This is a genomic window from Acinetobacter lanii, from assembly GCF_011578285.1.
In the GTDB taxonomy this organism is placed as follows: domain Bacteria; phylum Pseudomonadota; class Gammaproteobacteria; order Pseudomonadales; family Moraxellaceae; genus Acinetobacter; species Acinetobacter lanii.
In genome coordinates this window covers 2,002,754-2,027,652 of sequence record NZ_CP049916.1, presented here as the reverse complement: position 1 = coordinate 2,027,652, position 24,899 = coordinate 2,002,754, and the positions used below count along the sequence as shown (strand labels likewise).

General features: G+C 40.5%; 20 protein-coding genes. 8 read left to right on the top strand and 12 right to left on the bottom strand.

Features of this window, described 5'->3' with window-relative positions; all coding sequences use genetic code 11:
- Window positions 1–57: 57 nt before the first annotated feature.
- The 8 genes from cysE to G8D99_RS09415 form a co-directional block, all read right to left on the bottom strand.
- The gene (cysE, locus tag G8D99_RS09450) at window positions 58–876 is read right to left on the bottom strand and encodes a serine O-acetyltransferase (protein ID WP_166324968.1); all 819 of its coding nucleotides are present in this window, start codon (window positions 874–876) and stop codon (window positions 58–60) included.
- Window positions 869–1,711: an RNA methyltransferase gene (locus G8D99_RS09445; protein ID WP_166324965.1), complete on the bottom strand. Its 843-nt coding sequence runs from the start codon at window positions 1,709–1,711 to the stop codon at window positions 869–871. Before G8D99_RS09445 ends, cysE begins: the two co-directional genes overlap by 8 nt.
- Window positions 1,712–1,726: 15 nt before the next feature.
- Entirely contained in the window at window positions 1,727–5,293 is a 3,567-nt protein-coding gene (gene dnaE / locus G8D99_RS09440) for a DNA polymerase III subunit alpha (protein ID WP_166324963.1), read from the bottom strand.
- 96 nt (window positions 5,294–5,389) lie between these two features.
- A complete protein-coding gene (locus tag G8D99_RS09435) occupies window positions 5,390–5,806 on the bottom strand; it encodes a hypothetical protein (protein WP_166324960.1) in 417 nt (138 codons plus the stop codon).
- A gap of 193 nt (window positions 5,807–5,999) precedes the next feature.
- Window positions 6,000–6,542 carry a hypothetical protein gene (locus G8D99_RS09430; protein ID WP_166324956.1) on the bottom strand — a complete coding sequence of 181 codons (543 nt, stop codon included), beginning with the start codon at window positions 6,540–6,542 and terminating at the stop codon, window positions 6,000–6,002.
- Window positions 6,543–6,787: 245 nt separating this feature from the next.
- Window positions 6,788–7,846, bottom strand: a complete 1,059-nt coding sequence (locus tag G8D99_RS09425; protein WP_406741489.1) for a type II asparaginase — start codon at window positions 7,844–7,846, stop codon at window positions 6,788–6,790.
- 166 nt (window positions 7,847–8,012) lie between these two features.
- Window positions 8,013–8,843 (bottom strand): PhzF family phenazine biosynthesis protein, encoded by an 831-nt coding sequence (locus tag G8D99_RS09420; protein ID WP_166324953.1) that lies wholly within the window; start codon window positions 8,841–8,843, stop codon window positions 8,013–8,015.
- An 84-nt stretch (window positions 8,844–8,927) separates the two neighbouring features.
- Window positions 8,928–10,358 carry a pyridoxal phosphate-dependent aminotransferase gene (locus tag G8D99_RS09415; RefSeq protein WP_166324950.1) on the bottom strand — a complete coding sequence of 477 codons (1,431 nt, stop codon included), beginning with the start codon at window positions 10,356–10,358 and terminating at the stop codon, window positions 8,928–8,930.
- Window positions 10,359–10,585: 227 nt separating this feature from the next.
- Between G8D99_RS09415 and msrB the strand changes: the two genes are divergently transcribed.
- Window positions 10,586–11,005, top strand: a complete 420-nt coding sequence (gene msrB, locus G8D99_RS09410; RefSeq protein ID WP_166324947.1) for a peptide-methionine (R)-S-oxide reductase MsrB — start codon at window positions 10,586–10,588, stop codon at window positions 11,003–11,005.
- Window positions 11,002–11,484 (top strand): glutathione peroxidase, encoded by a 483-nt coding sequence (locus G8D99_RS09405; RefSeq protein WP_166324944.1) that lies wholly within the window; start codon window positions 11,002–11,004, stop codon window positions 11,482–11,484. Before msrB ends, G8D99_RS09405 begins: the two co-directional genes overlap by 4 nt.
- A gap of 36 nt (window positions 11,485–11,520) precedes the next feature.
- Here G8D99_RS09405 and G8D99_RS09400 read toward each other — a convergent pair whose 3' ends face one another.
- The 3 genes from G8D99_RS09400 to G8D99_RS09390 form a co-directional block, all read right to left on the bottom strand.
- The gene (locus G8D99_RS09400; RefSeq protein ID WP_166324941.1) at window positions 11,521–12,327 is read right to left on the bottom strand and encodes an NYN domain-containing protein; all 807 of its coding nucleotides are present in this window, start codon (window positions 12,325–12,327) and stop codon (window positions 11,521–11,523) included.
- Between the two features lie 141 nt (window positions 12,328–12,468).
- Window positions 12,469–13,377: a lysine exporter LysO family protein gene (locus G8D99_RS09395; RefSeq protein ID WP_166324938.1), complete on the bottom strand. Its 909-nt coding sequence runs from the start codon at window positions 13,375–13,377 to the stop codon at window positions 12,469–12,471.
- 50 nt (window positions 13,378–13,427) lie between these two features.
- Window positions 13,428–15,014, bottom strand: a complete 1,587-nt coding sequence (locus G8D99_RS09390) for a flavin-containing monooxygenase (RefSeq protein WP_166327675.1) — start codon at window positions 15,012–15,014, stop codon at window positions 13,428–13,430.
- Window positions 15,015–15,435: 421 nt separating this feature from the next.
- Here G8D99_RS09390 and zapE point away from each other — a divergent pair, with 421 nt between their 5' ends.
- From zapE to G8D99_RS09365, 5 genes are all read left to right on the top strand, one after another.
- Window positions 15,436–16,581 (top strand): cell division protein ZapE, encoded by a 1,146-nt coding sequence (gene zapE / locus G8D99_RS09385; RefSeq protein WP_166324935.1) that lies wholly within the window; start codon window positions 15,436–15,438, stop codon window positions 16,579–16,581.
- 381 nt (window positions 16,582–16,962) lie between these two features.
- Entirely contained in the window at window positions 16,963–19,125 is a 2,163-nt protein-coding gene (locus G8D99_RS09380; RefSeq protein ID WP_166324932.1) for a malate synthase G, read from the top strand.
- A 153-nt stretch (window positions 19,126–19,278) separates the two neighbouring features.
- Window positions 19,279–19,899, top strand: coding sequence for a 2OG-Fe(II) oxygenase (locus G8D99_RS09375; RefSeq protein WP_166324929.1), 621 nt, complete (start codon window positions 19,279–19,281; stop codon window positions 19,897–19,899).
- A 184-nt stretch (window positions 19,900–20,083) separates the two neighbouring features.
- A complete protein-coding gene (locus G8D99_RS09370) occupies window positions 20,084–21,526 on the top strand; it encodes an aldehyde dehydrogenase family protein (protein WP_166324926.1) in 1,443 nt (480 codons plus the stop codon).
- Window positions 21,527–21,599: 73 nt separating this feature from the next.
- Window positions 21,600–22,256: an SOS response-associated peptidase gene (locus G8D99_RS09365; protein ID WP_166327673.1), complete on the top strand. Its 657-nt coding sequence runs from the start codon at window positions 21,600–21,602 to the stop codon at window positions 22,254–22,256.
- A gap of 77 nt (window positions 22,257–22,333) precedes the next feature.
- On the opposite strand, the gene G8D99_RS09360 is transcribed toward G8D99_RS09365, so the two are convergent.
- Window positions 22,334–22,798 (bottom strand): MarR family winged helix-turn-helix transcriptional regulator, encoded by a 465-nt coding sequence (locus G8D99_RS09360; RefSeq protein WP_166324923.1) that lies wholly within the window; start codon window positions 22,796–22,798, stop codon window positions 22,334–22,336.
- A 537-nt stretch (window positions 22,799–23,335) separates the two neighbouring features.
- Here G8D99_RS09360 and G8D99_RS09355 point away from each other — a divergent pair.
- Window positions 23,336–24,871 carry a TerC family protein gene (locus G8D99_RS09355; protein ID WP_166324920.1) on the top strand — a complete coding sequence of 512 codons (1,536 nt, stop codon included), beginning with the start codon at window positions 23,336–23,338 and terminating at the stop codon, window positions 24,869–24,871.
- Window positions 24,872–24,899 lie beyond the last annotated feature (28 nt).

The window sequence follows — 24,899 nt, the reverse complement described above, 5'->3', positions numbered from 1 at the left end:
AAAAAATGCAGCAGCAACATGCAACCATAAATCATCTACGTTATTAAAATTTATACATTAAACTTTCGATTGTACAGATTGTGCCTCACATTCACGGCGAACTTCATCCAAAATTTTCAATTCTTCTTCGCTAAACGGTTGTCCGGTTTGTTGAGGATTTTTAAAGGTCGGATCAAGTAAAGACAAACGCTGGCACAAGGTGTTCATGCGTTGTTCGTTTTGTTGAATGCGATTGAGCAGGACGCGCATACCTTCTAGCATTGGATCGGTTTGATCTTGTGTAGTTGCATACGGCTCAAATGTGGTTTGCTCAACGGTATTTACCACTTCTGCTTGTGGGTTTTCAGCTTCTTCAATTTTTTTATCTTTTAAAATAAATCGAGCTGGATTCCCCACCGCCGTAGCACCTTCGGGTACTTCTTTGGTCACGACTGCATTGGAACCGACTTTGGCATTTTTGTGCACCGTAAAAGGCCCTAAAATTTTAGCGCCTGCACCGACCACCACACCATCCTCTAAGGTTGGATGGCGTTTACCTTTATTCCAAGTGGTGCCACCCAAAGTCACCCCATGGTACAGGGTCACATCGTCACCAATTTCGGCCGTTTCACCAATCACGATCCCCATACCGTGGTCGATGAAAAAGCGTTTACCAATTTTAGCACCCGGATGAATTTCAATACCCGTGGCAAAACGACTAAAAGAAGACAACATCCGCGCTGAAGTTTTACAATCTTTATTCCATAGTTCATGTGCCATGCGATGCATGATCAGGGCATGAATACCAGGATAAGTTGTTAAAACTTCAAACGTGTTACGTGCGGCAGGATCACGCGCGAACACCGCTTGAACATCTTCTTTCAGCTGTTTAAGCATTAGGTTGATCCTCTTTGGTTTTTGATTTTTTCCATGTGCCATTGTTTAAGGCTTGAACTCGGGTGAAAATACCACGAAGCAAGTGATATTCCATCTTATCTAATTGTATACGCCCGAATAATCGGCGTAAACGTAGTGGTAATAAACGTGGATTTTTCGGGTCCATAAATTCAATATCCGCGAGCATTTTTTCAATATGCGGATAGAACTGTTCCATTTGCTCATGCGTGACTAAAGGCTCGTCCCAATGCATCGCCTCTTCATCGGTCACTTTCATGACTGCATCGGGATCGACTTCTTTATCCATCAATTCAACGGTAGCCATGCGCATTTCATAGCTAATGATTTGAATCGCTTGGGCAACGTTTAACACGCCGTAGTCTGAATTCACCGGGATAGTGACGTGATAATTGGCCATCGCCAATTCTTCATTGGTTAAGCCACGGTCTTCACGTCCAAAAACCACCGCGATTTCCTGCTGTTCATTCAATACAGCATTCATTGACTTTTGTGCAGCAGGGCGAGCATCCAATAGTGGCCATGGAATGGTACGTGTACGTGCGCTGGTGCCAAACACCAAATGACAGTCTTTAATCGCATCTTCCAAGCTTTCTACGATTTCAATCTGTTCAATGAGATCAGTCGCACCTGCAGCTAATGCATCAATATCAGGATGCGGGTAAGTTTTTGGGGCAACCAAGACCAATTTTGATAAGCCCATAGTCTTCATGGCACGTAAAGCACTACCGATGTTGGCAGGTAGAGTGGTATTCACCATCACAATACGTACATGTGCTAAATGCTGCGATACCGCAGCATTGTCAATAATATTCATAATAAATCCGATAATTTAAGAGTATTGGCTAACTTCAGATTGGTACAGATCCATGGCATCATCCATACTCATATCACTCGGAGGAGGGGCGAGTGGAGTGGATTGCTGTGGAGCTGCCTTACTTTTGGCTGCTTTTGATTTGACTTGATACTCAACATGCATACTTTCTTTACCAAAGTAATCCCGCAGTTTGGCAAGCAGTTCATCTAAAGGGGCAACATTCCAATTCGCGCCCAAATGCAGTTCTGCAGTCGCGTATGGATAATCCAGTAAAATCTGTAAAGGAATATGATTGCACATATCGACATTACAATAAGGCAATAAAATCCGCTGCAAGTCTGAGCTCAGCGTAGGCAGCATATGCTCTGGATTCAATTTAACCTGAATACTGGTGGCACGTTTTTGACGAATTTCATTTAAGGTAAAGGCTTTGGTCAAGCGTCCCATTGGACGGTCAAAACCTTCACGTTCATAAATTTCACCTTCAATGACCACCACTTGTTCATTGACAATGATGTCTTTGAAACGTTGGAATCGTTCATGGTTGGCTGAAATTTCAATACGAGCCGTACCATCATCCAGTGTGACCATCATACGGTTGGGGAAGTTGGCAATATCCACCACCAAGCCGGCAAACACCGTGGTGACCCCACGGCGTGTAGGCGTAAGCTCGTTAATTTTATTCGGCACAAAACATTTCAGTTCTGGACGATACACATCAATCGGATGGCCGGTTAAATATAAGCCTAAGGTGTCTTTTTCACCTTTGAGGCGAACTTCATCCGCCCAAGGTTTAACGGGTTTCGCTGGTTTACGTTGAACTTCTTCAACTTCACCAAACAAGTCCATCATGCCAGATTCACGGTTACTACGGGCTTGTTCTGCCGCTTGTACCGCTTCAGGCAATTGTGCCATGAGGCTTGAACGTTCAAGCCCTAAGCAATCGAGCGCTCCAGATCGAATGAGTGCTTCTAGCGTACGTTTATTGATTTTTTTTAAGTCAATACGGTGACAGAAATCAAACAGGTCTTTATAAGGGCCCAATTGATTACGAGAGTCGATCACCGATTGCATCGCTTGTTCACCCACGCCTTTGATTGCTCCTAGACCATAGACAATGGTCTTTTCATTGGTGGCATGGAATTGGTAAATTGACATATTGACTGAAGGGGGTAACACCTCTAAGCCATTATTACGACAGTCATCAATCAAGAACACAATACTGTCGGTGTTTTGCATCTCTGAAGTGAGAACCGCTGACATGAATTCAGCAGGGTAGTAGGCTTTGAGCCATGCCGTTTGGTAGGCAACTAAGGCATATGCTGCGGCATGTGATTTGTTAAAACCATAGCCTGCGAACTTTTCCATATAGTCAAAAATATGGTTGGCTGTGGCTTCATCAATCTCTTTTTCAGCCGCACCCGTAATAAAGATCTGGCGCTGTTTGACCATTTCTTCCGGTTTCTTTTTACCCATGGCACGACGCAGCATGTCCGCGCCACCGAGAGTATAGCCTGCACAGTACTGCGCTGCCTGCATCACCTGTTCTTGATACACCATAATCCCGTAAGTCGGCTCCAAGACCCCTTCAAGCAGCGGATGCAAATATTCAAATTCGCCGCCATGCATACGATGGATAAAGTCAGGAATCAGATCCATTGGACCCGGTCGATAGAGCGATACGAAGGCAATAATTTCTTCAAACTTACTTGGCTTGGCTTCCTTCAACATCTTTTTCATGCCGACGGATTCAAACTGGAATACCGCAGTGGTATTGGCATCTGCGAAGATGGTATAAGCTTTTGGATCGTCTAACTTGATGCGAGAAATGTCGAGAGGGGTATCCGATTTGATGCGCGCATTGATATGCTGAACTGCATCTTCGATTACGGTTAAGTTACGTAGTCCCAAAAAGTCGAACTTCACCAAACCTGCGGCTTCAACATCGTCTTTGTCGAATTGTGCCACACGTGCAGTACCATCCGCTTCACACATGACTGCTGAATAGTCGGTGATTTTGGTCGGTGCAATCACCACACCACCCGCATGTTTACCGGTATTTCGGGTAATCCCTTCGAGCTTAAGTGCCATTTCCCAAATTTCAGCGGCATCATCATTGTCTGGATTCGACGGATTGGTGACGATGTCTTTCAGTTGTGGCTCGGCTTCTAATGACTCCAATAAGCTCAAACCCAAAGGTTTGGTTGGAATCATTTTTGAAATACGATCGGCTAAACCATAGGATTTACCTAAAACACGAGCCACGTCACGAATGGCACCTTTTGCCGCCATGGTACCGAAAGTGGCAATCTGTGAAACCGCATCACGACCGTAGTGACGTGCGACATAGTCGATGACTTTATCTCGACCAGCGATACAGAAATCGACGTCAAAGTCGGGCATTGAAACACGTTCAGGGTTTAAGAAACGTTCAAAAAGCAGATCATAACGCAGTGGATCAAGATCGGTAATTTTTAAACTATACGCCACCAAGGAGCCTGCACCAGAACCACGACCCGGGCCAACAGGCACCCCATTGTTCTTCGACCAGCCAATAAAGTCCATGACAATCAAGAAGTAACCAGGGAACCCCATCTCATTAATAATTTTAATTTCATAGGCCAAGCGTTCATCATAAGGCTTACGAATTTCAGGCCAGTCTTCATCACGTTGTTCAGGTGGATAAAGAAAATTAAGACGCTCTTCTAGACCTTCTTGCGACACATGCGCAAAGTAGGTGTCAATGGTATGACCTTCAGGAATCGGATAATCCGGTAAGTCATTAAAACCCAGACGTAGGGTGACATTACAGCGTTTGGCAATTTCGACTGTGTTTTGAATGGCACTCGGAATGTCAGAGAACAGCGCTGTCATTTCTTCAGCGGTTTTAAAGTATTGCTCTGGGCTATAGATTTTTGGACGGCGGTTGTCATTAAGCACATAACCATCCGCAATACAGACACGGGCTTCATGTGCTTCATAATCCACAGGATCAATAAAGTGCACATCATTGGTCGCCACCACGCCAATTTGATACTTGGCTGCTAATTTGACCGCTTCCACAATGAAATCTTCTTCCATTGGGCGATTGGTGCGGGTTAAGTTGAGATAAACCCGATTGCCAAATTTTTCAATCCATTCTTCAAGCAAAGGTTCCGCTTTTTGCGGGTTACCTGAGCACAGCATTTCACCCACATCAGATTGAATCCCCAGCAAAGCAATAATGTCTTGGCTTTGCTCTAACACCCATTCTTTTTTCACACAGGGAATGCTGAGTTGCTGACCTTCAATAAAGCCACGCGAAACAATCTCAGTCAGACTACGCCAACCGGTATTGGTCATGGCCAGTAAAATCATACGATGCGATTCGTCATTTAAGCGAATCGTACTGCCCATAATGGGTTTGATGCCCTTATCGAGACTCTTTTTATAAAACTTAACCGCGGCGTGCAAATTCGATAAATCGGTAATGGCAAGCGCAGGCATTTCATCTTTAGATGCAGCTTTCATTAAATCAGGTATTCGTACAATCGACTCCGTGATCGAAAATTCTGTATGAATACCAAGATGTACAAACTGCATAAATGAATCCCTGTTTAAATCATTCGTAAGTTTAACATGACTAGATTGATTCTGATTCTAATTGAAGAGCATTTGTTCAAGAATTAATTTAAACCTTTAGACATTAATTTCGATGTTCGGAATATTTTGTTTGATTAAACGAATAATCGGCGTGCATTCCTGTTGGGTTAAATTAATGGCAAAAGAATAGGTCTGTTGGTGATCTTGAAAGTGTAGATTGCCTTTGTTTTTACTGGGTAAGCTGTTTCGATATGGAATGTACTTGGAATAATAAACGCGTTGTAACTGCTTGGTTTCAATTGTCGTGATTTGCGGGGCGGTTGAACCATACAGTCGATGTTGGGGATATATTTTTTGGAGAATGACGTGGTCATGTTTTAAAGTCATTGCTTCTTTGCCTTTTTGTAGCCATAAGATGGTTTCATAATGCAGATAGCCAAAAAGAAACACTAAAAATAACCAAAAAAATGAAAATAAAACATCATCGAAAGCATGGTCGAGAAATGACTTCATGAGCACACTCAGGCCAACCGTCAAAAAAATCAGTGTCAACACGAAGTACATGCGTATCGTGCTTGAATAGATCGATTTTTTGAAGTTAATCGTAATGGTTGTTGTACCATCGGATTGTTGGTCAATTCGTATCTCATTGTTCGAAGATTTCATATTTTGAGTGAGGAGTGGGGGAGCGCGGCTAAAAGATCATTCACGTTTCATTTGTAGTGATAGGCGAGTGCTTAAGATGAGGTATTTTGTTTTTAATTAAATCAATAATCGATTTGGCTTCAATTTCATCTAGGTTGGTCCCATAAGAATACACTTGAGAATTACGGTGCAAGAGTATTTTACCCGGATAATCTGATTCCTCAGAGACAGAGGGTTGATTGAATTCAATTGACTTAAGTTCATGAATAGAAAAACGATGTGTTTTTCCAAATCCTAGAGTTGAATCCTTGAGCTTAATTTCATAGTTGGAAATGTTGATGATCTCTTTACCAAACAGCGCCCAGAGAATACTTCTGAAAACTTGTATCCCTCCAAGGGTCCAGCCTGCCAACCAAATCATCAAAAAATAATTACGATGCTCCTCTGGTTTTTGTAATGTTTCAAATACATCGACAGCGAAATAGAACCAGCCACAGAGCCAAATTGTGAAAAAGATCAGCACTAAAATGTTCTTGCCTGCAGGAATTTGAATCAATAGCCCGTTAAAGTCGTTTTGAATTTTTGCTTTTCTATGAGTTTGCATATTCTTTATTTTTAATAGATTTTATATGAGGGTGAAGTATATAAGTTTTTGCCCAAATTGCCAAAAGCATAGAATGAACAATAAAGTGTGGTATTTGAAGCGAAGCAGTCAACGTCTAAAAATTTTATATGAAATTGATTTTAAAAAATTTAATTAATCATTGGTTGGGCGAGACGCTTGAGTATAAGCGTAATCAGAATTCTAAAAAAAGTGCCTGTTTTAAGGCACTTTTTTAGTGTTGCACATTAATATTCGTAGAACATTCGTTGAATTTCTTTGGCATCTTTGGTTTTTGTAAGCGCTAAAGCGGCCAGCAATTTGGCTTTTTGTGGATTTAAATCATGTGCAACCACCCAGCCGTATTTGTCATCCGGTTGCTCTGCATTACGTAAAACGAAGCCTTGAGGCACGCGTGCCGAACGAATGATTTGAACACCTTTGCTTTGTAGATCCGTCAAAGTAGGCACAATGTAATTCGCCACCGATCCATTGCCTGTACCCGCATGGATAATCGCTTTTGCACCGGCTTTGGCATACGCTGTATACGCATCAGGAAGCATGTTGCCAGAGCCATATACGATTTGAACGATCGGTAGGGCATCACCTTTGATATTTTCAATGTTGAATTCAGAACGATTGTTAAAACGTTTGACCGACTGACGGAACCAATACGGTTTGCCTTCAATTAGCGTGCCCAGCGCACCCCATTGGCTGGTAAGGGCATTGGTGTGTAGGTTAATAGTTTTAGTGACATCACGTGCTGCAAAGATGCTGTCATTCATTAAAATAAAGGTGCCTTTGCCTTTAGCTGAGTCATCAGCAGCTAAAGCGACTGCGCTGTATAGGTTAAGCGGGCCATCTGCAGAAAGTGCGGTAGATGGACGCATTGAGCCAACCAAAACAATCGGTTTGTCAGTATGCACCACCAAGTTTAAAAAGAAGGCCGTTTCTTCTAGCGTGTCTGTACCGTGTGTGATGACCACACCATTCACATCAGACTTTTTGACCAGATCATTGACTTGACGTGCTAGTGATAATAGCTCTTTATCGGTAATACTTTCTGATGCCACTTGTAAGGCTTGAACGCCACTGACATTGGCAAGATTTTGAATTTGTGGCACTGCATTGAGTAAATCATCTACAGGTACTTTTGCTGCTGTATAGGTTGCGCTATTGGTTGAGCTTGCCCCTGCACCCGCAATCGTACCGCCTGTTGCTACGACCACCACATTGTTTTTCGCAAATGTGCTGAAAGGCAGCATTACACCTAAGCTGAGGGTGAGGGCAGTCAATGTTTTTTTCATCAGAGTTCCTTTATGTTCTGTTTAGCATTCCAAGCATTTCTCATGCCATTTAACATTAATACAAAAAAAAGAAATTTATCTATATTTAATTTCGAATATTAAGTTAGATTTACTCATTCATATTGATAATTCATCAAAATAAGTAAACTAAAAAAATGAAAAAGGATTAAAGGGAAATCATTAGCTTTCCATGCATGACTAGACATGCTTGACCTAATAAATATACACGCTGTTGATTTGTACTTAGGGAGGCTTTAAGTTGTCCCTTGCGTGAGCCACCTTGCTGAATTAAGAAAATAGGCTTTTCGATTTGTTTTATCCAGTAAGGGACAAGTGTTGTATGTGCTGAGCCAGTGACAGGGTCCTCATTGACACCTACATTGGGGCCAAACCATCTTGAGATAAAGTCAAATTTTTTAGATCTACTCGTAACAATGACGCCACGGGTAGGAATTTGGATAAGTTTATTGAAATTAGGATTAAGGTTTTTGACTATATCCTCATGATCAACTTCAATTAAAATATCATCAGATTTACAAATTTGTTTAACTTGATCAGGCTTTAATCCTAAAGCAGAGAATAATCCGTCAGGCTCATCGATAACGGATGTTGATTTGCTAGGAAAATCCATACTTAACCAGCCATCACCTTCTTTTGTAACGATCAACTCTCCACTGAGAGTGAAAAATGTAATGGATTTATGTGGATAGTTAAGTTGATTAAATAATACCCATGCTGCGGCGAGAGTTGCATGTCCACAGAGTTGGACTTCAACGGTCGGTGTGAACCATCTCAGACGATAGCCATCATTCTCCGCAACAAAGTATGCAGTTTCAGATAAGTTATTTTCATTTGCGATTTGTTGCAAAAAGTCGTCTTCATACCAATGATCAAGTGGACAGACTGCTGCAGGATTTCCACTGAATGGTCGGTCAGTAAAAGCATCGATTTGATAGATATCAATGATTGTTGGTTTTTTTACAATTGTGTTATGCATAAGTGATTCACTTTTATTTATAAATTTAATTCATTTTTTTCTCATAAAAAAAGCACTTCATGAAGTGCCTTTTGGTATTTTTAATTAACGCATTTTCGCCAAGAAACGTCCTAAACGATTAATCGCTTCTCGAAGTTCATTCTCAGCAGGTAGGAACACGACACGGAAGTGATCCGGCGTTGGCCAGTTAAAGCCCGTACCTTGAACCAAGAGGACTTTTTCTGCTTTTAATAAATCGAGCATCAACTGCTCATCATCTTTTATCGGATAAATTTCTGGGTCGAGTTTCGGGAAGCAATACATTGCACCTTCAGGTTTGACGCATGATACACCCGGAATTTCATTCAGCATTTCCCAAGCAATGTTACGTTGCTCGTATAAGCGCCCACCCGGACGAATCAAATCATTGATCGATTGATAACCGCCTAATGCGGTTTGAATGGCATATTGCGCTTGGTGGTTGGCACACAAACGCATAGACGCAAGCATGTCTAAACCTTCAATGTAGTCTGCTGCACGGGTTTTATTACCTGTAATCGCCATCCAACCTGAACGGTAGCCTGCAATACGGTAAGATTTAGATAAGCCATTAAAAGAAACACAGAGTTGATCGCCGGCAAGTGCAGCGACAGACACATGTTCGATGCCATCATACACAATTTTGTCATAAATCTCATCGGCAAATAAAATCAGATCATATTTCTTCGCCAATGCGACAATTTGCTCAAGTACATGACGTGGATAGACTGAACCGGTTGGGTTATTTGGATTGATAATCACAATACCACGGGTATTCGACGTGATTTTACTTTCCATGTCTGCAATATCAGGATACCAATTGTCTTCATCATTACATTTGTAATGAATCGCCGTACCGCCTGAAAGATTGACCGCCGCTGTCCATAATGGATAATCCGGCATAGGGACGAGCATTTCATCGCCGTCATCGAGTAGACCTTGCATCGCCATGACGATCAGTTCAGACACACCATTGCCGATATACACGTCATTGACATGCATATCGAAAATCCCTTTTTGTTGGTAATACTGACAAATGGCTTTACGTGCCGGGAAAATCCCTTTTGAGTCAGTATAACCAATTGCATTAGGTAAGTTTAAAGCCACATCATTGATGATCTCTTGTGGCGCTTCAAAGCCGAATGGCGCAGGATTACCAATATTGAGTTTAATAATTTTATGACCTGCTTCTTCCATTTCATTGGCGGCGCGCAACACCGGTCCACGAATGTCGTAGCATACATGCTCGAGCTTAGACGATTTCTTGATTTGTCGTGGGGTGTGGATGGTGTTCGGCATTTTAATGTTCTCGGAAAGAGTGGAGGTCACTTTTGCATAACGATATAAATAGCTTTTAAATGTCTCGGTTGTGACCAAATCGAGCTGATGTTCATCACGAAGTAAAGTCACAATTTTTTCATGCGTAAACCCTGCCTGTTGATATTGTTTAATCATCGGCAGCAAAGATTTAAAGATTACGCTTTTTTTCTGCGACATTTTTTAATCCTGAGCAAGAATTGCACTAGATTAACACTTAATTTGCTCACAAAAAAGCAGTGGTTTTGAAAAAATGCTTACTTTTATATTTTATTTTGCTTCCTTTTTGCTTTTTTTATATTTTTATATCTTTTGTAACTTGTAAAATAAACACTAGAAATTTCACAATGAATGACGTAAATATAGGATTATCCTATTTTAAAAGCACGATACAAAGGGACGTAGTCATGGGTAAACTCAATAAAACAGACCGAGAATGGCAAAGAGAGTTATCGCCTGAAGAGTACCGAATTACCCGTCAGAAAGGAACTGAACCGGCCTTTACTGGACAGTATTGGAATTCGAAACAAGCAGGAACATACACTTGCCGTTGTTGTGGAGAACAGTTATTTTCATCAGATGCAAAATATGACAGTGGGTGTGGTTGGCCAAGCTTCGTGCGTCCGATCTCGCCGTCTGCTGTAGAAGAGCATGATGACCATTCACATGGGATGCAACGTGTAGAAATTATTTGCCACAATTGTGATGCACATTTGGGGCACGTCTTTGAAGATGGTCCAGAGCCTACAGGGCTTCGTTATTGCATTAACTCAGCGTCATTAGAATTAAAATCACAAGAAAAAAATGATGAGGAAACCTATCCATGACCAACATCTATCAGTTTGAAGCTGAGTTGTTAAATGGGGAAAATAAACAATTTTCCGATTATCAAGGCAAAGTACTTTTGGTGGTCAATACTGCAAGTAAATGTGGCTTTACCCCACAGTTTGCCGGCTTAGAAAAATTATACGAAAAGTACCATGACCAAGGACTTGAAGTGCTTGGTTTTCCCTGTAACCAATTCGGTGGGCAGGATCCGGGCAGTCATGAGGAAATTGGTGCCTTTTGCCAAAAGAATTACGGCGTTTCCTTTCCGATGTTTGCTAAAGTCAACGTCAAAGGACCCGAAGCGCATGTGATCTTTCGCTATCTAACCAATAACAGTAAAGGTGTTTTGGGGAGTGGTATTAAATGGAACTTCACCAAATTCTTAATCGGTAAGGATGGTAAGGTGGTCAATCGTTATGCACCGACCACCAAGCCTGAAGCATTAGAAGAAGATATAGAGAAGGCATTAGCCAAATAAATAAAAAAAATCAGCTCTTATGAGCTGATTTTTTTATTAACTCATTTTCTTTTGTTTCTTTAAATACATTTGGCTGCCTTCGATTTTAGTATCAAACAGTTCGAGCATTTTAATTAAGCCTGAAAGTTTTGCACGTCCATAATTTCGTGCATCAAAATCAGGTTTAACCATACTGATATATTGACCAACGGTAGATAGATTCGCCCAGCCACTTTCGTCAGAGTTGTCTTTCACTGCTTTATAAATCAGATTAAGCGTAGCGCGATCAACAGTAGGTGGTTGTTCTTTTTCAGGAGTTTTTTTCGAAGCGGATTCGTTTTGAGTTTTTTTAGATGGTTCTTTATCCTCAATTTTTTCTTCAGTTGTCACATCGAGCAGTTTAATGTCGATTAATGATTTTTCTTCTTCAGTTAAATTTTCAACATAAATAAATTTATCGCAGGCTTTACGAAAGGCTTCAGGTGTTTTTTTACGACCAAAACCATAAACAACTAAACCGCTTTCACGGATACGTGATGCAAGTGGGGTAAAATCACTGTCACTTGAAATAATACAAAAACCATCCAAGGCACCACTGTAGAGTAAATCCATTGCATCAATAATCATGCCCATATCGGTTGCATCTTTGCCAACGGTATACGCAAATTGCTGAACAGGGGTAATGGCATTGGGAAGTAAAATATCGCGCCAATTTTTTAGAGTTTCATTACTCCAATCACCATAGACGCGTTTGACACTTGCAATGCCATATTTCGCCACTTCTTCTAGAATTAATGCAATAGAGCTGACAGATGAGTTGTCGGCATCAATCAATACAGCTAATTTTTTCGGTTGTACGTCCAAGGTTGTCCCCAAGCTATGTGGAATGTTGAAATTATTTAATTTTTAAAAAGGTTAATTATTTTAATATGATAGCGTTTTGAAATAAGAAACTTCAAGGATTTCTCTTGAAGTTTTAAAATTCGTTCAAATAAATTGGATGACCTATAACGCAGCCAAAACACTGACTAGAATAGGTGCAAGCACTGACAAAATAAAACCACTGACCATGGCATGGGGAATAAATGCATTGCCACAAGATTGCTTCACCATCGGTAAAGTCACATCCATCGCTGTTGCGCCTGCTGATGCAATGGCAGATCGCGGATAACGCCAGCCAATCATATACATCAGCACAATGGCAAAGATTTCACGAAATAAATCGTTTATCAAAGCGATACTGCCCAGCTCAGGATTTTTCAACTCAGTCACTACAATGCCTGACATGGAATAAAAGCCATAACCTTGGGACAGCATGATTAAATCTTTGAGTGCAATATTGGTTAAAAACAAATTTGCAATCAATGCCCCAACAATGGATCCGATGATACAGCCTACAGGCACCAACAATATTTTCCAATTTAACCAGCTCCGATCCAGTGGTGAATAGGCTAAATCAAGCCCAATCAGGAACATAAAGACCAGAAGCAAGTGCCAAGTGCTGAGATGAAGATTAAAATCGAACCTATTACTTAGTTCTGCAAGCCCATAGCCTGCACCCAATGCGATAAAGGCATAACTGATATTGATCAAGGATTTCAAAAGTAGATCTGCAGAAACTCGTCCGGAGGTCGCTTGATAACCCATGGCTTTGAACAACAGATAACAACAAGCAAAAGCACCAACCGAACACAATAAGGAGAGAGTGATTGCACTGCTGAGAATAATGCTTGGGCTGCTGATTTCATGCAAAGTCTGTGAAAACTCAACCGCAATGGCGATGAGTAACACATAGCAAAAATAAGGCAGAATGTGAAAGGCAATTTTTTCAAGCCACTGTGGCAGTCGACGTGCCAAAATAAAGCCCAGAAAAAGACAAAATAACAGTTGGAAAATCAGCCAGAGCGATTGCATAAAAATAAACAGCTAATAAATAGCTGCTTATTATGCCGTGTTATAGAACTTTAAACAGTGCTTTGCAGGTTTGTTTTCACATTCTTTGAAGCATCTTCTGAGACTTCAGATACTTGAGTTGAAACAGCGCGAGAAGCCGAAAGGAAGCGATAATCTGCTGGGTTTGCTGTCTTGGTGTTGAGCCAATACTTCCACGTATACGATGGCCAAAGGGCAAAGTTCTTACCACCATCTTGTTGATACCAACTTACACAACCCGACTGCCACACTGTCCCTGCAAATTGTTGTTGAAGATCTGCATTGAAAGTATCTTGAATTTGATCTTTCACCACGATTGCTTGAGTCTGCGTACGATCAACGGTTTGAATCAGTTGTAAAATATAGTCTACTTGAGATTCGATCATAAAGATCACCGAGTTATGACCAAGTACGGTATTTGGACCTAAGAGCTGAAACAGGTTAGGGAAGCCTTTGGTGGAAATACCATAATAACTTTCTGCGCCGTCTTTCCACGCTTGTTTAAGCTCAATGCCATTTTCACCATAGCATTCAAAAGACTTCAAATAAATCCGTGGGTCGGTGATAAAGCCTGTGCCATAAATCAAACAATCGATTTGACGAGCTGTGCCATCTTTGGTAACGATTTGATCTTCGGTGATTTCCTGAATCGCTTCAGTCACCAATTCAACATTGGGGCGGTTAAAAGTGGGGAAGTATTTATTGGAGACCAAAATACGTTTACAGCCCATGATGTAATCTGGGGTAAGCTTCTTCGCGATTGTTTTATCTTTGACTTGATATTTGATAAACAATTCAGCCAGTTTCTGTCCTGCTTTCATCATTTTGGGCTGCACAATCGGCACCACACGAGACTCATTCGACCAATACAGTCGAGCACGATGTAACTTTCTAAACCAATTGTATTTAGCGAACAGTTTTTTATCGAGGCGGTTATAAGCACGTTCATCCCGTGGGATCACCCAAGCTGCGGTACGCTGAAACACATACAATTGTTGAGTTAAAGGTGCGATTTCAGGAATATATTGAATCGCACTGCCGCCAGTCCCTATGGATGCAACCTTTTTTCCCTTTAGGTCATAGTCATGATTCCATGCTGAGGAATGGAAAATTTCACCTTTGAATTTTTCAATGCCTTTAATTTTTGGAATTTGCGGTACATGCAGGGGGCCTGAAGCAAAAATTAAAAATTGCGCTTCAATTTGATCGCCTGACTCAGTCTGTATATGCCACTGACAGGTATTTTCGTCGTAACGTGTACGTGTCACTTTTTGATTAAATTGAATGTATGTTTTTAAATTAAAATCTTGAATCAAATCTTGAATATATTGGAAAATTTCAGGTGCTTCAGCGTAACGTTTAGACCAATCAGTTTTGGGTGCATAAGACAGTGAGTACATATGCGATTGCACATCACAGGCCGCACCCGGATATTGATTTTCACGCCATGTACCGCCAACATCCTGAGCTTTTTCTAAAATCACAAAATCTTGAATATGGTGTTTCAGCAGTTGGATGGCTGTGGCTAAGCCACCAAAACCTGCACCAACAATCGCCACTTTGAATTTTTGTATATCATTGGGTGAGCGGTGTTCAACTGAAGACAGGTGTTGATTCATATCATTTTGAGTGTTGTTCTTCGGTTCTTGTTTGATTGCATCTTGCATGTTGCTGCATCCGGTCTTTTTTATCATTCAAAGCATCATAGAGAAATCAAAATCCAAACGATATGATTGAAGCGTTATTTTATTTTGATCAGATTGGCAATTCACTTTTTGATTCAGTTGATGTACAACCATGTCTTAGATTAAAAAATGACAAGTTTTTTGATCATTTTAAGCATCGCAGTTAAATTGGATTTTTAGATAATATTGGTTTGAAAACGTCATTTTAGAAGCTGAAATGTTTCTTTTTAAAGTGAGGCTTTAAATCAAACTTTAAATCAATAAATCCTTCGTTTCTCGATTAATGCCAAAGTGTTATTTATCTATTCAGATATTTCGATATACTTTCCCTAGCCTAAAATAGTAAACCACATTTATGTCAGATCAGAATTCAACTCAAAATAAGACAAGTGTTCACATTCAATCTCCATCAGAGCGATATGCCCAAGCCATCTCATCCGGTCAATTTATGCCAGATGATGCGCAAGCCGAAGCAGTACATCAACTGAATCGTGTTTGGGAAGAGCTGATCAGTCGTTATAAGGCTTCAAAAAAGGCGTTCCGCCGTTTCCGCCGTCAAACCGCACCGCAGGGTGTGTATATGTGGGGTGGTGTAGGCCGTGGTAAAACTTGGCTGATGGATCAATTCTTTGAGTCGATTCCATTTCGTCGTAAGACGCGTATGCATTTCCATCACTTTATGCAGCATGTACATAAAGAGCTCAACAAGAATTCAGGTCAACAAAACCCACTCGATATTGTGGCAGATCAAATTTACAAAGATGCGGTGGTGATTTGCTTTGATGAATTCTTTGTTTCCAATGTGACTGATGCCATGATCATCAGTGACTTGTTTCAAAAACTCTTTACCCGTGGCATTACTTTGGTGGCTACCTCAAATATTGCTCCAGATGGTTTATACAAAAACGGAATTCACCGTGACCGTTTTTTACCTGCGATTGAGATGGTGAAAAAGAACTGTGTGGTGCTGAATGTCGATGCAGGGGTGGATTATCGGTTACGTGTGCTCAAACAAGCACAGTTATTTAAATCACCACTCACTGATGAACATAAACTGTGGATGGCAAAGCGTTTCAGTGCCTTAACTGCTTCACAAACCATTTCTGAAGAACCAATCACGATTAATACTCGTCAGGTCGAAACTTTAGGGCATACCGAAGATGTACTCTGGTGTGAGTTTAAAGAACTGTGTATGAAGCCGCGTAGTCCGGCAGACTTTATTGAAATTGCCAATATTTACAACACCGTTTTGGTGAGTAATGTACCGAATTTGGATGATGTTTTGTCTGAAGGGACGCGTCGTTTCATTTATTTGGTCGATGAATTTTATGATCGTGGGGTGAAGCTGATTTTAACTTCACAAGCGAGTATTATTGAACTTTATAGCGGTGAGCGTTTGGCCTTTGAAATTGAGCGAACCCGTTCTCGATTACTTGAAATGCAGTCAGATGATTATTTGCAGTCCGCACACCGCCAATTAGATGCGGCTGAAAAGGCGTAACCATAAAACAGATTACAAAATGGTATCGATCATTTTGTTTGAAATAAAAGTACCCCAAGGGGTGCTTTTTTAATGCTTTTTATTTTGAGATTGATTTTTTTGAATTGTTAAACGATGTTTAAAAATGACTGATGCGTAATATTTCATCACACCAAGCAAAACTTAAGTCTAATGTTGATTTTGAAAAAAATTCTTTAGTGTGAACTGAGATTTAAATAGTTGAGGTAAATCAAAATTCTATAGTGATTTAAGGTATTTAGTTTGAATATGTGTTGAAATTAAAATGCTCACTATTTAGGAATGTGATATTACTATTCAGCTTAGTATAAATGGGTATACTAGAATCTCTTGTATAAAAAGTAGCAATGATCAGGAAAGACAATGACTGCACGTATTCAAAAAGGCAAGTTAGCGATTGCTAAAGAACTCTACGATTTCATCGAAAATGAAGCATTACCCGGTTCTGGTTTAGACAGCGAAACATACTGGAAAAACTTTGAACAAGTTGTTGTTGATCTTAGCCCTAAAAATAAAGCATTGCTTGCTAAGCGTGATGACATCCAAGCGAAACTTGATGAATGGCATCGCAACAATGAATTTGAACTAGAAGCTTACAAAGCTTTCCTGAAAGAAATTGGCTACTTACTACCAGAAGTAGAAGATTTTAAAATTACCACTGAAAATGTGGACGAAGAAATTGCACTCTTGGCAGGTCCGCAGTTGGTGGTTCCTGTACGTAATGCACGTTACTGCTTAAATGCTGCCAATGCACGTTGGGGCTCTTTATATGACGCGCTTTATGGCTTCGATGTCATCTCTGAAGAAGGTGGTGCGGAAAAAGGTAAAGGCTATAACCCCGTTCGCGGTGAGAAAGTTATCGCATTTGCGAAAAACTTCTTAAACGAAACCTTCCCATTGGCAAATGGTTCGCATGCAGATGTCACCAGCTACACCGTTGATCACAACAAACTTGTAGTGAGCTTGAAAGATGGCTCTCAAACCACGTTAGCGCATGAAGCACAATTTGTCGGTTATAACGGTGAAGCATCAGCGCCGACTGAGATCGTATTTAAAAATAATGGTCTTCACGTTATTGTTGAAATTGACGCAAGCAGCCCAATTGGTCAAACAGATGCAGCAGGCGTTAAAGACTTAGTTTTAGAAGCCGCTGTGACCACGATTCAAGATTTGGAAGACTCAATCGCTGCTGTCGATGCAGAAGAGAAAGTTGAAGGCTACCGTAACTGGTTAGGCCTAATGAAAGGGACTTTGGAAGAGAAAATCGAGAAAAATGGCAAAACCATTACTCGTGCTTTAAACAAAGACCGTTCGCACAAAAACTTGATTGGCGGTGAAACCAAGATTCACGGTCGCTCTTTGATGTTGCTTCGTAACGTAGGTCACTTGATGACCAATCCAGCCATCCTTGTTGATGGTGCGGAAATTTACGAAGGGATCATGGATGCGTTGATCACGCCATTGTTATCATTCGCTGACATCAAAGGCGAAAACACCATCAAGAACTCTCGTAAAGGTTCAATGTACATCGTGAAACCGAAAATGCATGGTCCTGAAGAAGTTGCATTTGCGGTTGAGTTATTCGAGCGTGCAGAACAAGCGCTAGGTCTTCCTGCAAAAACCTTAAAAATCGGGATTATGGATGAAGAACGCCGTACGTCTGTAAACTTAAAAAACTGTATTGCACAAGCCAAAGACCGTACCATTTTTATTAATACAGGCTTCATGGATCGTACAGGGGATGAAATCCATACCTTTATGGAAGCAGGTCCATTCGTTCGTAAGGGTGAAGTCAAAGGTCAAATTTGGTTCCCTGCATACGAAAACCGTAACGTGATGGTGGGCTTAAACGCTGGCTTACGTGGTAAAGCACAGATTGGTAAAGGCATGTGGCCTAAACCAGACATGCTGTTAGACATGTACAAAACCAAAACTGAGCATCCTGAAGCAGGTGCGAGCTGTGCATGGGTGCCTTCGCCAACAGGTGCGGTGATTCACGCGATTCATTATCACCAAATCAATGTCGCAAACCGTCAACAAGACTTGTTGGCAACCGAAGCATTGCCTTTAGATGATTTGTTAACGCCGCCGCTTGCGAAAGACACCAATTGGACTGAAGAAGAGAAAATCAAGGAGCTTGAAAATAACCTTCAAGGGATCTTAGGTTATGTGGTTCGTTGGGTTGACTTAGGTGTGGGTTGTTCGAAAGTACCTGATATTAACAACGTAGGCTTGATGGAAGACCGCGCAACCTTGCGTATTTCATCTCAACACGTTGCCAACTGGTTACGTCATAATGTGGTGACTGCTGCACAAGTTGAAGAAGTGATGCAACGTATGGCGAAAGTGGTGGATGAGCAAAATGCCCATGATCCAGCGTATACGCCAATGGCACCTGGTTTTGATGGTTATGCTTACCAAGCAGCTTATGATCTCGTGTTCAAAGGTGGTGAGCAACCTTCAGGTTATACGGAGCCACTTCTGCATGCTGCACGTTTAAAATTAAAAGGCTATACGGGTGACTAATGTTGCTTGAGCTTAAATATCGCATTCGAATTTAAGCTGCTGTTTTGAAAAAGCCTCTTCGGAGGCTTTTTTATATCGTATTTTTCAATGCGTTGCTTATTCAAAAAAACTGCTAATATGGACTGAACAGAATTTTTTCAGCCGAACACATTCATGTCACAAATATTGAAATTAGATGCACTCAAAAATGCACCTGTGTCAGAAACACCCTATCCCTACTTCGTGGTTGAGAATGCAATTCTAGACAGCGAAGTTAAAGCGGTTATTCAAGACTTTCCACAAATCAAGCAAGGTGGTAGTTACAACCTAGATGATGTTGAAATCAAACCGAACTTTGATCGTCTGTTAAAATCAATTGATACCCCAGAATTCCGTCGAATTTTAACCGATAAATTTGGTGTGGATGTGATGGAACATCCAATGATGATCACGCTTCGGGGTTATTCACGTCAAAAAGATGGTCGTATTCATACCGACTCGAAAAGTAAACTGCTGACGATTTTGATTTATTTAAATGAATCTTGGGAAGCTGAAACAGGTCGCTTACGGATTTTAAACAATGCAACCGATATGAATGACTACGTGGCAGAGATCAATTCAGGTCCCGGTGATTTGGTTGCATTTAAAGTTACTGACAATGGTTGGCATGGTTATATTCCTTATGAAGGACAACGTCAGTCGATTCAAATCAACTTTTTAACCAGTGATAAGGCCAATGCTAAACATAAGTTTGTGCATGGTTTAAGTGCGAAGTTTAAAAAATTATTTGGTTAAATGATTTCGGCTAAAATCATGATGGAATCGTTAAGTTTTAAGTTTTAGTCATGTTTTAAAGCCTCTTCGGAGGCTTTTTTATGCAAGCGATAAAGCCAAGTTGATACAATTGGTAAATTCAGTAGCACTTCAGCGAAATCCATCCTAGAGTAGAGCAAACCCTTTACAAAACGGATGTCATCAAATGGTTGCTTATCAGTTTTCAGATCAACAATTTATTGCAGGGCAGTGGGTCAAAGGCACATCTACCAATATTTTAAAAAATACCAATCCGTATAATCAAGAAACCTTACTCGAATTACAAGCGGCAAGTAGTGTTGATGTCGACACGGCTTATTCTTCAGCAGAAAAACAACAAAAATCATGGGCCAAAACAGAAGCCAAATTGCGCAAGCAATTGGCGGATCGAGTTTCTGAAATTATCCAAAACCGTCGAGAAGAAATTGTAGATTGGTTAATTCAAGAGTCGGGCAGTACCCGAATCAAGGCCAATATTGAAGTGGATGCAGCTTTGGCCATTGTGCATGAAGCATCCACTTTTCCAAATCGATTACTCGATAGCAAGCTTAAATCACCTGACCCAGAACGACATAGTTGGGTGTATAGAAAACCCTTAGGTGTGATTGGTGTGATCAGTCCATGGAATTTTCCATTTCATCTCAGTATGCGTTCTGTCGTAACAGCCCTGACCATTGGCAATGCAGTGGTGCTTAAACCTGCCAGTGATACACCCATTACAGGTGGTTTATTATTGGCAAAAATTTTTGAAGAGGCAGGGTTAGCTCAAGGTCTTTTCAGTGTGGTCGCAGGTTCAGGCAGTGAAATTGGTGATTACTTTGTAGAACACCCAATCCCTAAATTGATTTCATTTACCGGTTCAACGGAAGTGGGTCAACGTGTTGCTGAGTTGGCTGTAGGGCGTGAGCATCTCAAACGGATTGCACTTGAATTGGGCGGTAATGCACCTTTGGTCATTTTGGATGATGCTGATTTAGATTTGGCAGTGGAACTGACAGTGATGGGGCGTTTTCTGCATCAAGGTCAGATTTGTATGAGCACCAACCGTGTCATTGTAGATGCAAAAGTGTATGAAGCTTATGTCAAGAAACTATTGGCACGTGCTCAACAGATTCCATATGGTGATCCAAGTTCAGATTCGACACTCATTGGACCGATTATTAATGCTGGACAGGTGCAGAAGATTCAAGAAATCATTGAAAAAGGTATTGCACAAGGGGCTGAATTGGCACTGAAAGGCGAAGTGGTGGGCAATGTGATTCCACCACATATCTTTATCAATGTTGATCCAGCATCTGATCTTGCACAACAAGAAAGTTTTGGTCCTGTATTGCCTGTGATTAAAGCCAAAGATGAAGCACATGCGCTGGAACTTGCCAATGACACTCGATTTGGTCTTTCAAGTGCAGTGTGTACTACTAACAAAGAGCGAGGTTTGCAATTTGCTTTGGGCATTGATGCAGGCATGACACATATTAATGCCATTTCAGTGGCAGATGATCCGACAGCACCTTTTGGCGGAGAGAAAAACTCAGGCTTAGGTCGTTTTAATGGGCATTGGATTTTGGAAGAGTTTAGTCGGACACATTGGGTCACGGTGAATAAATAAGCGTGAAATTTTAATACAATACAGTACTTTTAGATTGAATATAATGAGCTAATTTCGATTGGCTCATTTTTATATGTGTGCAAATTTCAAACCATTAACGCTAGCCCAGCTTCAAGCGCTAGGACTTCCAGAGATTGCATTTGAATATCCTGAGGAAGTCTTTCCATCTTATGACACGCCCTTATTGTTTAAGTCTGATCAAGGCTTAGAGTGGCGTGCGGTTAATTTTGGTTTAGTTCCAAAATGGGCAAGCGACCGTGATGCTGCAAAATATACCTATAACGCCCGTAATGAAACACTGCATGAAAAACGAAGTTTCCAAGATGCCTTGATGAAACATAAATTTGGTTTGATTCCGGTGACTGAATTTTTTGAAGCTAAATATATCAATGGACGTCCACAGCGCTGGGGAGTAAAACGCAAAGATGGTCAAGCCTTTTACATCGCAGCACTATATGAAATTGCCAAGATTCAAAATGAAATCATTCGCTCAGCCAGCATGATCACCATGGATGCCAAAGACCATGCAATGATGCGTGAATTTCATGAACCTGGAGAAGTGAAACGTTCAGTAATCGTTATTCCAAATGAAAAGCGTGATGCATGGTTAGAACACAAATCTACAGATTTGAGTTATTTTATTCAGGGTTTTCCGGTTGAAGAGTTTGAATGCTTCTATCGTCCAAAACCTAAAAATCGGGACAACACATTACAGCTTAATTTTTTCTGACATTTGTCATACTTATACCAGCAGGTGAAACGGATTAACTCACGGACACAATGCTGCATAAACAAATTAAATTATGCTTAATGTGCAAGATTTTTAAAGATGTGTTTTAAGCTTTCCATCATTTTTTCAATTTGCAGTGGGGTTAAACCATCAAAAGATTGCTCTAAAACCACAGTCATCAAGTCGTTGATTTTTTGCGTCATATTTTCACCTTTTTCAGTTAAAATGACACGGGTAATACGCGCGTCGTTTTCACACGAATAGGTGTCTACAAAACCTTCATCTTTTAATCGATAAACAATTTTGGTGGTGGTCGACATTTTAGACACGATCATCTCGGATAAATCAGACACACTGGCATTGGGTTTGGTCGAAAGTGCCAATAATAAGCGACGACGTGAGTTATCCACCCCATGTTTTTTTAAAACATGATCAACGTTTAAGACATATTGCGCATGAACTTGAGTCACCCAAAAAAATGGAAAGTTCTCTAAATTAAAAGAATCGTTGGTCGGTAGAAATTTTGCATACTTCTTTGACATTGTTGTGTCCTTAATTTTTTTTATTGATGGTTGATTATAATGAAGCACAAACTCATATTAATGGATATTTATTGTACAAATCAACACATGATCAATCACTTAATACTTAAAAAGATCGCATTTCGTCGTATTTATACTCGAACTTTAAATATTTATCAATTTAATGAATAAAAAATTTCTCAGTCACTTAATTTTTCATGCAACTGCTCGGACTTCTTTAGCAAGGCAAGACATACAATCAACAGGTGCAAGGATTCATTACAATCTTATGTATTCTATACAGTTAGCTATTTCAATCATAGCTTTCCAATCAGCTTAAGCCTAAATCTTAGAAGTGAGATTAATACTGATATTTGCGCATAAAAAGTAAGAAAAACATACAAAACATTCTAAATTGTTTTTAAAAAAATAATTACAAAAACTTTTTATTATGCATAATATTAGGCAATCTAGTTGAAAAGGTCACCGTTATGGACCCATCGTCGTGTTGTTTGTTGTGTTTGTCTTGTTTAAATAAGAATAACAAGGAGATCTAATATGGAATTTTTATTAGATCCCGGTATTTGGATTGGTTTAATCACACTGATTGTGATTGAGATTGTACTCGGTATCGACAATCTCGTGTTTATTGCCATCTTGGCTGAAAAACTTCCCCCTGAAAAACGCGATAAAGCGCGCATTATTGGGCTATCGCTTGCGCTTGTAATGCGTTTAGGCTTGTTGTCTGTCGTCTCTTGGCTTGTCACCTTAACCAAACCGATTGTTGAAATTTTTAATCTGTCCTTTTCCGGGCGAGATTTAATTTTGTTGGGTGGTGGTCTATTTTTGGTGTATAAAGCCGTCACCGAACTTCATGAAAAAATGGAAGGAAAACCTGAAGTGAAAAGTTCAGGTGCTGTGGTCTACGCGGGCTTTTGGGCGGTGGTCGCACAAATTATTGTGTTGGATGCCGTATTCTCAATCGACTCTGTCATTACCGCTGTCGGTATGGTCGATAATATTTATGTGATGATGGCTGCAGTTACCATTGCTGTGGTCGTGATGCTGATTGCTTCTAAGCCGATTACCACTTTTGTGAATAAACATCCTACGGTTGTAGTGCTGTGTTTAAGTTTCTTACTACTGATTGGTATTAGCTTGATTGCTGAAGGTTTTGGCTTCCATATTCCTAAAGGCTATATTTACTCAGGTATTGCGGTTGCGATTTTAATTGAAGCATTTAATCAATTTTCAAACCGTAACATTGCCAAGCATGAAGCGAAAATTCCACTGCGTCACCGTACTGCAGATTCGATTTTAAAACTCATGGGCAGTAAGTTGGACGCAGATTTGGTAGGTACTGTGGAAGCTGAAGAAGTGCAAAAAGCCTTTGGTGATGAAGAGCGTTATATGGTCGGTGGTGTGCTTTCATTGGCTGAGCGTCCGGTTGCTTCAATCATGACGCCTCGAACGCAAATTTCTTGGGTCAATATCGAAGACGATATTGAAGTGATCCGTGAGCAAGTGCTGTCTGTACCCCACAGTTTATTTCCCGTATGTCGTGGTCAGTTAGACAAAGTCATTACCATCGTTCGTGCCAAAGAATTGATTGATGCTTTAGATGAACCTGAGCAGATGGCAAAGTTGTTAAAGCGTATTCGCCCGATTTACATTTACGAAAAAATGAAAGTCATCGATGCGATCAATACCTTAAGAACCTCGAAAGGTTCATTAGTTTTAGTGACCAATGAATATGGCAGTATTCAAGGTTTAATTTCGCCGCTTGATGTATTTGAAGCGATTGCGGGGGAGTTCCCTGATGCGGATGAACAACTTGAGCTAATAAAGCTGGATGATCAAAACTGGAAAGCCTCAGGTATGTTGGATTTGTATCAACTTGAACTGGAATTGGGTATGCTTGATTTGGTTGAAGAAGATTCAGGTTATTTCAGTGTTGCAGGTTTAATGTTGGATAAAACCCAAGGTCATGTCGAAACAGGTACGCATATTGAGCATCGAGGTGTGTATTTTGAAGTGTTAGAGATGGATCAAAATCGGATTAAAACGGTAAAAATTTCTCTGCAGCATCCTTAACGAAGTTTCTTAAAAAGCCTCCATTCTT

Coding starts and splice junctions, on each gene's coding strand:
- cysE (WP_166324968.1), bottom strand. CDS start 876: ATGCTTAAACAGCTGAAAGAAGATGTTCAAGCGGTGTTCGCGCGTGAT.
- G8D99_RS09445 (WP_166324965.1), bottom strand. CDS start 1,711: ATGAATATTATTGACAATGCTGCGGTATCGCAGCATTTAGCACATGTA.
- dnaE (WP_166324963.1), bottom strand. CDS start 5,293: ATGCAGTTTGTACATCTTGGTATTCATACAGAATTTTCGATCACGGAG.
- G8D99_RS09435 (WP_166324960.1), bottom strand. CDS start 5,806: ATGAAGTCATTTCTCGACCATGCTTTCGATGATGTTTTATTTTCATTT.
- G8D99_RS09430 (WP_166324956.1), bottom strand. CDS start 6,542: ATGCAAACTCATAGAAAAGCAAAAATTCAAAACGACTTTAACGGGCTA.
- G8D99_RS09425 (WP_406741489.1), bottom strand. CDS start 7,846: ATGAAAAAAACATTGACTGCCCTCACCCTCAGCTTAGGTGTAATGCTG.
- G8D99_RS09420 (WP_166324953.1), bottom strand. CDS start 8,843: ATGCATAACACAATTGTAAAAAAACCAACAATCATTGATATCTATCAA.
- G8D99_RS09415 (WP_166324950.1), bottom strand. CDS start 10,358: ATGTCGCAGAAAAAAAGCGTAATCTTTAAATCTTTGCTGCCGATGATT.
- msrB (WP_166324947.1), top strand. CDS start 10,586: ATGGGTAAACTCAATAAAACAGACCGAGAATGGCAAAGAGAGTTATCG.
- G8D99_RS09405 (WP_166324944.1), top strand. CDS start 11,002: ATGACCAACATCTATCAGTTTGAAGCTGAGTTGTTAAATGGGGAAAAT.
- G8D99_RS09395 (WP_166324938.1), bottom strand. CDS start 13,377: ATGCAATCGCTCTGGCTGATTTTCCAACTGTTATTTTGTCTTTTTCTG.
- G8D99_RS09390 (WP_166327675.1), bottom strand. CDS start 15,014: ATGAATCAACACCTGTCTTCAGTTGAACACCGCTCACCCAATGATATA.
- zapE (WP_166324935.1), top strand. CDS start 15,436: ATGTCAGATCAGAATTCAACTCAAAATAAGACAAGTGTTCACATTCAA.
- G8D99_RS09380 (WP_166324932.1), top strand. CDS start 16,963: ATGACTGCACGTATTCAAAAAGGCAAGTTAGCGATTGCTAAAGAACTC.
- G8D99_RS09375 (WP_166324929.1), top strand. CDS start 19,279: ATGTCACAAATATTGAAATTAGATGCACTCAAAAATGCACCTGTGTCA.
- G8D99_RS09370 (WP_166324926.1), top strand. CDS start 20,084: ATGGTTGCTTATCAGTTTTCAGATCAACAATTTATTGCAGGGCAGTGG.
- G8D99_RS09365 (WP_166327673.1), top strand. CDS start 21,600: ATGTGTGCAAATTTCAAACCATTAACGCTAGCCCAGCTTCAAGCGCTA.
- G8D99_RS09360 (WP_166324923.1), bottom strand. CDS start 22,798: ATGTCAAAGAAGTATGCAAAATTTCTACCGACCAACGATTCTTTTAAT.
- G8D99_RS09355 (WP_166324920.1), top strand. CDS start 23,336: ATGGAATTTTTATTAGATCCCGGTATTTGGATTGGTTTAATCACACTG.